Genomic DNA, 12,529 nt, shown 5'->3' with positions numbered 1-12,529 from the left:
AGCAAATGACTTGCTTGAGCCGTGTACTTGGAAACTTGTAAGCACGGTTCTTAGGGGGGAAAGGGGCAGAAATGCCCCTGCCCTACCCGACAATAGAATTGGGGACTGGGGACTGGGGACTGGGAAAGATTTATTTTAATCGTAATCCTTAATCCTTCAATAAATTTTTCTGGCCCCTAAAACAATTGCTGGAAAAATCCGATATGTCGCTTACAATAGAGATAGCGGAGACGCATGTTTCCGTTCACTCCTCACACCACACTCCGCCCGGACTACTGTTCGGGCGGTTCCTTATGTTTATAAATAAATTCTAGAGCTTCTTTGCAAATGTACATCCTCGCACTCCCAAGCTGAGGTTTTTGCTATGGTAGAATTTTCACCAAGCTCAGATATTTATTATTGGCGAAGGTTTTAGGCATGTCAACAGCCGCACAAGTTACCGATTCTAGTTTCAAGCAAGAAGTACTCGACAGCGAAGTACCCGTTTTAGTTGACTTTTGGGCACCCTGGTGCGGACCATGCCGTATGGTAGCTCCTGTTGTCGATGAAATCTCCGAACAGTACAAAGGTCAAATAAAGGTCGTCAAAGTCAACACAGATGAAAATCCTAATGTTGCTAGTCAGTATGGCATCCGCAGCATTCCTACATTAATGATTTTTAAGGGTGGACAAAAAGTCGATATGGTGGTTGGCGCCGTGCCTAAAACTACATTAGCTTCCACTCTCGAAAAGCATCTTTGAAACTCAATCGGCAATAAAATCCTCTTGAGTTATCCATTTTGTTCTAACTTTAAGTTAATTTTCATAAACAAGTTTGAGAGGCGCAAATTTGCCGTCTATCAAACTTGTTTACATTTATATACACTTTCAGAATATTTTTAGGAGTTTTCTAGCTTAAAAACAACTCCCTAATTCCGGTACTACCAATTTCTACTGCTAGCGCCGCCAACAGAAAACCCAAAAGTTGAGTCACAATTACTCCACCTTCTGCACCAATCCACTGGTCAATCAGATTTGCTAAACGCAAAATCAACCAAGTGATAAACATTGCCCCTACGATACCCACTGCCACAGCAATATGCGGACTCTGTGATTTCGACATCAGCAACATCACCGTCGTCAAAGTCCCCGGCCCTGCTAACAGTGGTAAAGCTAGCGGAGTAATTGCGACATCGCGTCCTTCTTCAATAATTGGCCGATCTAATTCTCCCCGCAGCATTTGCAAAGCAATTAACAGCAACAATATTCCTCCTGCTATTCGCAAAGAGCCGATACTGATTTCCAAGTAATTTAAAATTATTTGCCCTGCAAAGGCAAATAGCAAAAGAACTGCGATCGCAATGATAATTGCTTTATCTATAACTTTATTTCTTTGGTCTGGCATCATGCCCTTAGTCAAAACTAAAACAATCGGTATATTGCCCACAGCATCGGCCAAGACAAACACAGCAATAAATGTTTGAATGAGAATAGGAATATCCACAGTAGACAGCTTTTATCAAGGTTTGATCGTAACCTAATCTTTATCTTGCTCAGTTTGCTAGAACCCAGAGGAAGATTAAGATCGGTAATAAAACCAGTGTGTTAAAGAAAAGCAATGCTGACGCATTTCTAATTAAGTTCCACAAATGTAGAAGTAGCGATATATTTTGATAATCTCTTTTCCATAAATCAACTGTTCGTTGTTGAATCTATGAAGTCTTATTTAGCCGCCGCTATTCAATTGACCAGTGTGCCCGATTTACAGAAAAATTTGGCACAGGCAGAAGAATTAATAGAGCTTGCCGTGCGTCAAGGTGCTGAATTGGTGGGTTTGCCAGAAAACTTTTCCTATATGGGAGAAGAAAAAGATAAACTCGCACAAGGTGATGCGATCGCTCTTGAAAGTGAAAAATTTCTCAAAAAAATGGCTCAACGCTTTCAAATTACCATCTTGGGCGGCAGCTTTCCACTTCCGGTAGATAATACAGGCAAAGTTTACAACACCACTCTACTCATCGACCCCAGCGGTCAAGAACTTTCCCGCTACTACAAAGTACACTTATTTGATGTTGATGTCCCCGACGGCAACACCTATCGGGAATCCAGCACGGTTGTGGCTGGTACGCAACTACCACCCGTTCATTTTTCAGAAAAGCTTGGTAATTTAGGGCTTTCCATTTGTTATGATGTCCGCTTCCCGGAACTGTATCGTCATCTAGCAGATAAGGGAGCCGATGTTATCTTTATTCCCGCCGCTTTTACCGCCTTTACAGGTAAAGACCACTGGCAAGTACTACTACAAGCCAGAGCTATCGAAAATACCGCCTACGTCATTGCTCCCGCGCAAACGGGGAATAACTACGGTCGTCGTCTAACGCACGGTCACGCCGTCATTATCGACCCTTGGGGTGTAATTTTAGCCGATGCTGGAGAAAAACCGGGAATTGCGATCGCAGAAATCAAGCCTACTAGGCTCGAACAAGTCCGTCGTCAAATGCCCTCTTTACAGCATCGCGTGTTCTAGGGAGTAGAGAGCAGGGGAGGCAGGGGGAGCAGGGGAGGCAGGGGAGGTAGGGGAGAAGAACTATTGATTATCGACTAATGCCCCATTCCCCATTCCCCATTCCCCATTCCCCATTCCCCATTCCCCATTCCCTATTCCCAACCCTTATCAATACAACAAAAAACCGGGTATTTACCCGGTTTCTGACAACATTAAAATCCTCAGTTTTTTAGCAGCATAGGAAAACTATGCCGCTATTTATTTGCTGTCAAAATTAAACTTTAGCAGCTGATTTGGTAACAACGTTAAGTTCACCTTTAGCATACTTAGCAGCAAAATCTTCCAAAGAAATTTGCTTAATCTTGCTGGCGTTGCCAGCTGTGCCAAATTGCTGATAGCGTTCAGCACAAACCTTTTGCATGTATGTAATGGAAGGCTTGAGGAAGTGACGGGGGTCAAACTCCTCTGGTTTTTTAGCCAAAGCTTCACGTACAGCAGCAGTAATAGCCAAACGGTTGTCGGTGTCGATATTTACCTTACGTACACCACTCTTAATCCCTTTTTGGATTTCTTCTACAGGTACACCGTAGGTTTCAGGAATTGCACCACCATATTGGTTAATCAGTGCCAGCAAATCTTCAGGCACAGAAGAAGAACCGTGCATTACCAAGTGGGTGTTAGGCAGACGGCGGTGAATTTCTTCAATGCGGCTGATGGCCAAAATTTCGCCAGTCGGCTTACGGGTAAACTTGTAAGCACCGTGGCTTGTGCCGATGGCAACAGCCAAAGCATCTACTTGGGTTGCTTCTACGAAGTCAACAGCTTCATCGGGGTCGGTTAGCAGTTGAGAGTGGTCGAGTGTACCTTCAAACCCGTGACCATCTTCAGCTTCGCCAGCACCAGTTTCTAGAGAACCCAAACAACCGAGTTCACCTTCAACGCTGACACCCAAAGCATGAGCTACATTTACAACTTCGCGGGTAACATTAACGTTGTACTCGAAGCTAGCGGGAGTTTTCGCATCAGCTTCTAAAGAACCATCCATCATCACGCTGGTGAAGTTGTTCTTAATTGCTGAGTAGCAGGTAGCAGGAGCATTACCATGATCTTGGTGCATGACAATGGGAATGTGAGGATAGGTTTCTACCGCAGCCAAAATCAGGTGGCGGAGGAAGTTTTCTCCTGCATAATTACGAGCGCCGCGTGAAGCTTGTAAAATTACGGGGCTATCTGTCTCGACAGCAGCCTTCAGGATTGCCTGAATCTGCTCCAAATTGTTAACGTTGAAAGCTGGGATGCCGTAACCGTTTTCAGCTGCGTGATCCAACAGCAGCCGCAGTGGTACAAGCGCCATAGATAGTCCTCCTAATGTGGTTGTCAGCTAGTCGGTCTGAGAGAAGCGTAATCATTACGCTAAATCTTAAGAGTTTTTTCAACTTATAGGAAATTATAACTAGTGTCGCGTGTCTATGTTGAAAAAGTTTACGCCATAGTTACTATAAACCATGTTCTATACTTGTTCTCTACTGCTGTACTATGTCCTATAGTTGCTCTGTATTGCTGTACATTTAGCTACCCTACAACTAGTAGCTTTGGTAGCCCAGTATCCCAAATACTCTTTCCTACAATTAAAAAGAGGAGCGATCGCTTCTTTACATCATTTAATAAACTTCTGTATGGGTCGCCCGGGATTCGAACCCGGAACTAATCGGTTAAAAGCCGAGTACTCTACCGTTGAGTTAGCGACCCTTTCGCTGCATTTCGCAACTTTGCAATCATAGCATATACATCTGTAGATTTGTAAAGGGGTTTAGAAAAAATTAGCAGTAAACCTTATAGATGCTGTGTGGCTAGCTCCTGGTGCTAACACAGTCAGGTTATCACCAGTATTGAGAGAGTTACGGGTCGCACTCCACGGTTCTAGACAGTAGAACTCTTTGCCTTTGACTGTCCAAAATACCAGGTAGGTAGAGAAATCATCATAATCCAAGGTGAGTTTTAACTTCCGGCTGCGGTCTATCGCAGTAGCCGATTTACTCGTTAGCTGTCCAAAGGCAAAATCAATTTCATCACGACTAAAGTCAAAATTGCCGTCAAAAGAATGGATTTCCTTAGTTTGATTATCTTGATACTGCTTAGAAGGAATTTCCAGCTCTAACTGAGTTTTATCACCACACAGAAAGTAGGGATGGAAACCAGCCGAAAAGGGCATTGGTGTAGATGACAAGTTTTTATACTGCTGACGCACTTCTAGGGTATTACCTTGAAGTTCGTAGGTGAAAGCTAGTTGAAAATCAAAAGGATAAACTGCCTTAGTTTGCTCATTGCTATTAAGAGCAACAGTGAGACTAGCTTTATTTCCAGTTTCTTGTTCTGTTACTTTCCACGGCAATTCACGGGCAAAACCATGTTGTTTGAGAGTATATTTTTGCCCGTTATGAGTGTAAGTATTATCTGGTAGATTGCCACAAATAGGAAACAAAATTGGATTTCCACCTCTAACACTCAACTCAGGATGAGTAAAGCGTTCGGTATCCAGGTAGAAAATTTCTTGCCCTTGAATGCGCCAACGGGTGATGATACCGCCGCGTTCGGGTACGACCTCCAATTGAGAACCAGCGGCTTCGTCCGAAAGAATATAGGTCTTGTATTGTTGCTGTTGAACTGCAATGCTAAACACAAATTTTAGTCCTGGGTAAGGTGGAGTGCTGAGTACGCAGTGCTGAGTTCTGAGTAGAAGAAAAAATACTCAGCACTCACCACTCATCACTCAGTACTGTTTATTCGTCTTCTGCAAACACGAAACGATATAACTCGCTGGGGTCTGGCTCAGGGCTGCTTTCGGCGAACTTAACCGCATCGTCGATTACATCCTGAATTTTACGGTCAATCGCTTTGATTTCTCCTTCATCTGCCAGATTTTGCTCAACCAAATAAGCTGCCAACTTTTTAATTGGGTCACGGGCGAACCAAAATTCTTTCTCCGCTTTGCTCCGCATTTCATCTGGGTCAGCCAAGGAGTGACCCCGGAAACGGTAGGTAAGCGCCTCAATTAATGTTGGGCCTTCACCTGCGCGGGCGCGGGCGACGGCTTCCTGAGCGACGGCTCGGACTGCTAGTACATCCATACCATCGACTTCCACGCCCACCATATTAAATACGCTGGCTTTTTTATAAATCTCTGGCTGAGAAGTGGCTCGTTCGTGAGACATCCCAATCGCCCACTTATTATTTTCGACCACAAACAAAATTGGCAGTTTCCAGAGGGCTGCCATATTTAGTGTCTCGAAAAACTGACCGTTATTAGCTGCACCGTCGCCAAAAAAGCAAGCTGTCACTTGGTCAGCATTTTTATCTCCCAGCACTTCCCGGCGGTATTTGCTCGTGAAAGCCGCTCCAGCTGCTACAGGAATTCCCTCAGCCACAAAAGCATAGCCACCTAGCAAGCGATGTTCGGCAGAAAACATGTGCATGGAACCACCGCGCCCTTTGCTGCAACCTGTGGCTTTGCCAAATAATTCTGCCATTACCTCTCTTGCTGGTACTCCCGCACTCAGAGCATGAACGTGGTCGCGGTAAGTACTACAAACGTAATCTTCACCCGGTCGCATCGACTGCACAACACCGCTGCAAACGGCTTCTTGACCGTTGTACAAATGGACAAAACCAAACATTTTGCCTCTGTAGTACATTTCAGCGCACTTGTCTTCAAACAAGCGCCCTAATACCATGTCCTCATACAACCGTAACCCTTCTTCTTTTGTAATATGCGTAGTAGCAGGATTAAAAGTGGGTAAAGTACGCTCTTGAACCATTATTTTTGAGTATCCCTGTTGTACAACTTAAAGTTACGGTCTTAAATAAGTTGGTCTGATAACACCTCGGCTTTTAACAGGCTAGCGTTTGTAAGACTCAACAATCAAACTTTATTTATGCACCAAAAAAGGGTCTTAGGGAATAGCTGAATTTTTAATTTTTGATTTTTAACTTTTCAGCTGATGCCCCGTGAGGATTTGACTCTAACGGCAACATCTGCCGCTTTGGGTTTTTCTCTCTCTCCAAAACAGTGCTGAGTACCGTTAGCGGAAGCGGGGCGTTTAACCCATGCTGAGTAAAAAGTAAAATTAGACCGATTAGGCATCAAATCAGTTACGAGTAGTGATTACTTAGGAAAAGATTCACAAGTACTACGTCTTACTCATTACTTCTTACTCAAAACTCAGCACTCAAAACTCAGCACTCCTAAATATTCCCCTTCATAGACTAGCAATCAAGATAGACTGCTTTCTGCATATCCATTAACAATTTAAAAAAAAGGAGGCAAAAATCTATAATACCCAAATAGGTAATTGTAATTAAAGGTAAATTATGATATAGTTTCATTCTCTTGTTATCAGGGTAAATCCCCAATAGTGGTATTTTTGTTACCGATATAGTGGGAAAGTCCCAAAAAAATCAATCATCAATAGATTCTTCTAGCCACAACAATTATGCCGTGATTAAAAGCGGTAGTTGTGGTTTGTGGTATCGAAGGCTGATAATAGTTGTGTTAAACAAAAATACTAAGAATTAAAACAAACAATTGAGGCTTTCTAGGCGAAAGCAAAAAATTAGTACTAGAATGTGACTCAAAATTTCGGGAAGGTACAAAACAAGTTGTTGCAATATACACTTGTAGAGTAAATTCTATACGGCATTTTTATGGCACGGTTTTACAGGCCTGGAAAGCTCTAGGTGAATTATGTTGATCACGGTGCAGGGGAAGTAGGCTGTGCGAATTCCGCTAGATTACTACCGAATTTTAGGACTACCGTTAGCGGCAAGTGAAGAACAATTGCGACAAGCATACAGCGATCGCATTGTACAATTGCCGCGACGTGAGTATTCTCAGGCAGCAATTTCTTCTCGTAAACAACTCATAGAAGAAGCTTACGTGGTTTTATCAGATCCAAAACAACGCAGTACCTACGATCAGCTTTATCTTGCTCACGCCTATGACCCTGATAACCTTGCTGCTGCCGCAGTAGCACTGGAAAATCGTCCAGAAAGCACCAAACGGGGTAGTGACACTCAGAGTTTGGGTATCGAAATTACTCAAGACGAGTTGGTTGGCGCTTTATTAATTTTGCAAGAGTTGGGGGAATACGAACTTGTACTAAAACTAGGTCGTCCGTACCTGGTAAATAAAAATGGTGCTACAAGTGCAAGAAAAGCCAATAATTTAGCAGACGAAGAAATACACGAAAGTGCTGAACATCCTGATGTTGTTCTCACTGTCGCCCTTGCTTGTCTAGAATTAGGTCGCGAACAGTGGCAACAAGGTCACTATGAAAATGCCGCCATATCTTTAGAAACTGGTCAAGAATTATTAGTACGCGAAGGATTGTTCGCCAGTGTCCAAGCGGAAATTCAAGCGGATCTTTACAAATTACGACCATATCGAATTTTGGAGTTGTTGGCACTACCTCAAGAAAAGACTGCCGAACGAAGCCAAGGTTTGGAATTATTGCAAAACCTCTTAGAAGATCGTGGCGGGATTGATGGCACGAATAATGATGATTCTGGTTTAAACATAGACGACTTTCTGCGGTTTATTCAGCAGTTACGCAACCACTTAACAGTCGCCGAACAGCACAAGTTATTTGAAGCCCAAAGTAAACGCAATTCTGCTGTTGCCACTTACTTAGCTGTTTATGCCTTGATAGCGCGGGGATTTGCTCAACGGCAACCTGCTTTAATTCGTCAAGCAAGGCAAATGCTCATGCGTCTGGGCAAGCGCCAAGATGTACATTTAGAACAGTCATTATGTGCTTTACTTTTGGGACAAACTGAAGAAGCAACTCGGGTTTTAGAACTTAGTCAGGAATACGAAGCTTTAGCTTTCATTCGAGAAAAATCTCAAGACTCTCCAGATTTGTTACCAGGGCTGTGTCTATATGCAGAACAGTGGTTGCAACATGAAGTATTTCCGCATTTTCGAGATTTAGCAAACCAGCAAGCGTTTCTAAAAGATTACTTTGCTAACCAACAGGTACAAGCTTATTTAGAAGCACTGCCAACAGATGCAGAAACAACTAATGAGTGGGCTGTAATTAACCCCCAAAATTTTCCTCAGCCGCAGACAAATAATTCGCCTTTTCCTAAAAATTCAACTAGGACTCCCAAGCAATTTAACCACAGCAGAACACCTGACCTAGATTTACCAGAAACACCAGAACATTTAAACTTTTCACCACCGATGTGGAATTCATCTGGAAGTGTAAAATCAGAGGTTCCTGCTGCTGAACGGACGAGCAGAGGCACTAATCAGAATTTGAACGGTTCAGCTAAAAGTGCTACACCTGCTCATAACCAAAAGCGTCGGCGGAGAAAACCTACTACATCTAATATCCGGGAGCGTGTACCGGATAATCGTCCCCATTCTCGGCGTCCTCGGCGGCGGCGAACTTTTGCTAACACCCTTGAAGGAAAAACACGGCTGGTATGGAGAGTATTTATTTCTTTAGTGAGTATTTTAGTTTTCTGGGTGTTAGCCACAACAACTTTTGGATGGTTAAAAAATCTGTTTTTTCCGACACGACCTGCACCTGTTTCACAGTTGTTTGTACAAATAAATCAACCACCAATATCTATTCCCCCTCCAAATAGTCCACCACAAGGACTAGATGGCCCTTTAACAGATACTGCGGCAGAGGAAATCATTCGCACTTGGCTATCTACTAAAGCCGAAGCTTTAGGGCCGAATCATGAGATTAATAATTTAGAGCAGATTTTAACCGGTTCGGCTTTGTCTCAATGGCGGGCGATTGCTCAACAGGCTAGGTCTGACAACCTCTACCGCAAGTACGACCATAGCGTAAAGGTGGAATCTGTAGAGAAAATTGATTTATTCGCAGATCGTGCCGCAGTGGTAGCTACGGTGAAGGAAGAGACGCAGTTATATGAAAATGGTCAGTTTAAAAACTCTTCTAACGAGAATTTACGGGTTCGGTATGATTTGATTCGACAACGAGGTAAATGGCGTATTCAGAGTACATCTGTTGTGAATCAGATAATTAGATAAGTTGTAATGTTTAGGTTTCCAATACCCCTAACAAACTTTTCAACATCAAATAAGCAGAAGTCCCTCCTGGATCTGGATGTCCGATACTCCGTTCCCCCAGGTAGCTAGCCCGTCCCTTTTTCGCTTGCATTGGTATAGTTTCCTGCAACCCTTTTTGAGCTGCTACTACAGCCTGTTGCATAGCTTCCAGCGTTCCCTTACTTTCTTCTACAGCTTGCTCAAAAGCGGCTACAGATGGAGACAGCACATCCACCATTGTTTTGTCTCCTAGTTGCGCTTTACCACGTTGCAGCACCCCGTCTAAGCCTGCTTGGAGTAGTCCTAAAACATCTTGTTCTGTTAATTCTTGCTTACCAACTACTGCTGTACTGGCTCGTAAAAACCAGGTGCCATAAAGAGGGCCACTAGCACCGCCAATAGAAGAAATTAAGGTCATACTCACGGCTTTGAGAATGCTGCTGATGTCCTTGTCTGTAAGAGTTGGTAACTGAGCACTTACCTTTTTGAAGCCGCGATCCATATTGATCCCGTGGTCAGCATCTCCGATCGCAGCATCTAGTTCTGTTAAATATGCTTTATTCTGCTCTATATCAGTCGCATAAGCCTGCAACCATTGTAATATCTGCGCTTGAGTCACCATATTAATTCATAATTAGTTAAATTTCCCAGCGCCAACTTGGTGTTTTTACTGGTGCATCCCATAGGCGGATCATCTCGTCATCTAATTTCAGCAGGGTAATGGAGCAACCTTGCATTTCTAGAGATGTGATGTAAGGGCCTATTAAGTTTCGCACAATTTGCAATCCTTGCTGTTCGCAGATTTGGGCGAGTTTGCGGTAAACAATATACAGTTCGGAAATCGGGGTTCCACCCATACTATTGACAAAAGCTAATAAGCGATCGCCTTTAGCAAATGGTAGACTTGTTAGCTCTACATCTGCCCATTCTTCTTTATCTTCATCCCATTCGCGCAGTGTGCGGCTGTATGCTGCATCCTCAATTAGCGATCGCGTTAAAATTTCGGTAATCTCATCTACTGATTTAATGGCGGTACGTTCTGTTCCTGGCTCACCGTGGATACCGATACCTAATTCGATTTCGCGATCGCTCAATTCAAATGTCGGCGTTCCATTAGCGGGAACTGTACAAGATGTTAAAGCAATTCCCATACTCCGCCCATTCAGATTAACTCGGCGACATAAATTTGCTACTTGTGTCAAATCATACCCAGCCTCAGCCGCCGCGCCACAAATTTTTTCTGCCAGTATTGTTGTTCCCACACCCCGCCGTCCTTGGGTATAGAGGCTATCCTTGACTGCTACATCGTCATCAATCAAAATATTTAGCGATCGAATGCCCTCACTACGCGCTAATTCCGTTGCCATCTCAAAGTTCATCACATCGCCACTGTAATTTTTGACGATATAAAGGATACCTGAACCTCCATCTACAAGCTTTGCTGCTTCTAGCATTTGGTCAGGAGTAGGTGAAGTGAAAACCTCACCAGGACAAGCGGCATCCAGCATTCCTTTGCCCACGAAGCCAGCGTGCATTGGTTCATGTCCACTGCCACCACCTGAAATAATTGCTACTTTACCCGGAATAGGTGCATTGGCTCGATAGACAAAAGCGGGATCGTAGTTCAGTTTAATTAAATCGGAATGAGCCGCCGCCATACCTTCTAGACTTTCGCGCACAAAGTCCTCCGGCTTGTTGATCAGCTTTTTCATAATCCGTGTTTGGTTAAAAGGGTGCTAAGACCCAGGTTATAGCGCTTCTGGTTTGTATGCAATACAGTCAGTCTGACCTCTGTCTAAATCTCTCTCCTAAAAGGAGAGAGACTTTGAAATTTCCCCCTTCCCGCCGACGAGTTGGGGGTTAGGAGGTTAGGTTTTTCTAGATGACGTGAAAAGTCAGTTATTTAATGTCAATCCAAAGATTCCATTAACTCAATACACTTGTGCATCTGCTGGCGCATGGTTTCCCGATCGGCATGAAACCTTCGTCCATGACCTGGTAGTACCCACTCAAAAGAGTAATTAGCCAAGTTACGCATTGATTTAGTCTGTTCTGACCAAGAATACCAACAGGCTCCGTGGAATGCAGTCAGTTGGTGCAAGCTTTCTGACCAAGCGAGATGATCGCCAGTAAACAAAAACTTATTTTTGTAGAGTAAAACAGTATGTCCTTTGGTATGACCGGGAACTGGGATAATTAAGAAATCTGGAGTCAAAGTAAATGGTTCGGAACCAGTTAGCTGTATTTCTACATTGCGAGTACCCGCAGTAATATCATCAACGTGGAGGATGCGATCGCACTGAAAATGCTCGGCAAATTTTTGATGATCTGCCACATCATCCTTATGAGTTAGGTACATATAACGAATTGGCCCTAGTTCTTCTAAACGCTTGATTAAAGGCGGCGTAAACCGGGGAGAATCCACCAAAATGTTACCTTCTGGAAGTTGAATTAAATAGCTAGCAGCACCGTAAGATTTTTCAGAATGATAGCCGCAGTGGTAAACATTTTCTGCTACTAATATTGGAAACTTTTCTTGAGCAAGTTTGATATCTTTTGGTTTCTCAACTGTGCCAATAGAACTAGTAGGACATGCCAAAAGTGCTTCAAGCGCTGCTAATCTTTCCGCCTCATTCGATGGTTGATGATAAACAGCCGATTGATCGTCTACATCATAAAATACTTCAGGAGCCATCCAGCGACAGGTATCACAATCAATACAGGTAGTATCTACATAAAAATCGCCGTTGACATTTTGGGGACGACGCTGATTTAAATGAGCCATATTAATCCTTTTGCTTCCAACCGCTTACTGGGGAGCGATAAACCTTATATCCCTACGCTAGCAAAAGTAACTTGAGACTGTAGCCGTCACTAGAAGTAAATCTGCTCAAAAATATAAAGACTTGTGAAACCCAGTAAGCATAAATTGGGAAAACTCAACATATACACTATCTGCTGAT

Annotated in this window: 10 protein-coding genes and 1 tRNA gene; 3 read left to right on the top strand and 8 right to left on the bottom strand. The window is 43.4% G+C overall.

Annotation, left to right across the window (positions count from 1 at the left end; all coding sequences use genetic code 11):
• Window positions 1-417 precede the first annotated feature (417 nt).
• A complete protein-coding gene (trxA, locus tag V7K45_RS08060; RefSeq protein WP_099101840.1) occupies window positions 418-741 on the top strand; it encodes a thioredoxin in 324 nt (107 codons plus the stop codon).
• Window positions 742-889: 148 nt separating this feature from the next.
• On the opposite strand, the gene V7K45_RS08055 is transcribed toward trxA, so the two are convergent.
• On the bottom strand, window positions 890-1,483 hold the full coding sequence (locus V7K45_RS08055; RefSeq protein ID WP_335002129.1) for a MarC family protein: 594 nt from the start codon (window positions 1,481-1,483) through the stop codon (window positions 890-892).
• A 210-nt stretch (window positions 1,484-1,693) separates the two neighbouring features.
• On the opposite strand from V7K45_RS08055, the gene V7K45_RS08050 reads away from it, so the two are divergent.
• Window positions 1,694-2,506 (top strand): carbon-nitrogen hydrolase family protein, encoded by an 813-nt coding sequence (locus V7K45_RS08050; RefSeq protein WP_335002127.1) that lies wholly within the window; start codon window positions 1,694-1,696, stop codon window positions 2,504-2,506.
• Between the two features lie 253 nt (window positions 2,507-2,759).
• On the opposite strand, the gene fba is transcribed toward V7K45_RS08050, so the two are convergent.
• The 4 genes from fba to pdhA form a co-directional block, all read right to left on the bottom strand.
• On the bottom strand, window positions 2,760-3,839 hold the full coding sequence (gene fba / locus V7K45_RS08045) for a class II fructose-bisphosphate aldolase (protein ID WP_012411833.1): 1,080 nt from the start codon (window positions 3,837-3,839) through the stop codon (window positions 2,760-2,762).
• Between the two features lie 323 nt (window positions 3,840-4,162).
• Window positions 4,163-4,234 (bottom strand) — tRNA-Lys (locus V7K45_RS08040).
• 61 nt (window positions 4,235-4,295) lie between these two features.
• Window positions 4,296-5,165 (bottom strand): aldose epimerase family protein, encoded by an 870-nt coding sequence (locus tag V7K45_RS08035; protein WP_335002124.1) that lies wholly within the window; start codon window positions 5,163-5,165, stop codon window positions 4,296-4,298.
• A 100-nt stretch (window positions 5,166-5,265) separates the two neighbouring features.
• Window positions 5,266-6,300: a pyruvate dehydrogenase (acetyl-transferring) E1 component subunit alpha gene (gene pdhA / locus V7K45_RS08030; RefSeq protein WP_335002122.1), complete on the bottom strand. Its 1,035-nt coding sequence runs from the start codon at window positions 6,298-6,300 to the stop codon at window positions 5,266-5,268.
• A 956-nt stretch (window positions 6,301-7,256) separates the two neighbouring features.
• Between pdhA and V7K45_RS08025 the strand changes: the two genes are divergently transcribed.
• Window positions 7,257-9,548 (top strand): IMS domain-containing protein, encoded by a 2,292-nt coding sequence (locus V7K45_RS08025; RefSeq protein WP_335002121.1) that lies wholly within the window; start codon window positions 7,257-7,259, stop codon window positions 9,546-9,548.
• 10 nt (window positions 9,549-9,558) lie between these two features.
• Here the strand turns inward: V7K45_RS08025 and dhaL are convergent, their stop codons facing one another.
• The 3 genes from dhaL to V7K45_RS08010 form a co-directional block, all read right to left on the bottom strand.
• The gene (gene dhaL, locus V7K45_RS08020; protein ID WP_335002119.1) at window positions 9,559-10,188 is read right to left on the bottom strand and encodes a dihydroxyacetone kinase subunit DhaL; all 630 of its coding nucleotides are present in this window, start codon (window positions 10,186-10,188) and stop codon (window positions 9,559-9,561) included.
• 16 nt (window positions 10,189-10,204) lie between these two features.
• Window positions 10,205-11,278 (bottom strand): dihydroxyacetone kinase subunit DhaK, encoded by a 1,074-nt coding sequence (gene dhaK, locus V7K45_RS08015; RefSeq protein ID WP_335002117.1) that lies wholly within the window; start codon window positions 11,276-11,278, stop codon window positions 10,205-10,207.
• 197 nt (window positions 11,279-11,475) lie between these two features.
• The gene (locus V7K45_RS08010) at window positions 11,476-12,351 is read right to left on the bottom strand and encodes an MBL fold metallo-hydrolase (RefSeq protein ID WP_335002115.1); all 876 of its coding nucleotides are present in this window, start codon (window positions 12,349-12,351) and stop codon (window positions 11,476-11,478) included.
• Window positions 12,352-12,529 lie beyond the last annotated feature (178 nt).

Origin of the sequence: Nostoc sp., assembly GCF_036917375.1 — a bacterium.
Taxonomy (GTDB): domain Bacteria; phylum Cyanobacteriota; class Cyanobacteriia; order Cyanobacteriales; family Nostocaceae; genus Nostoc.
Note: the sequence above shows the minus strand (reverse complement) of the source record. Positions and strands in the feature narration are given on the sequence as shown.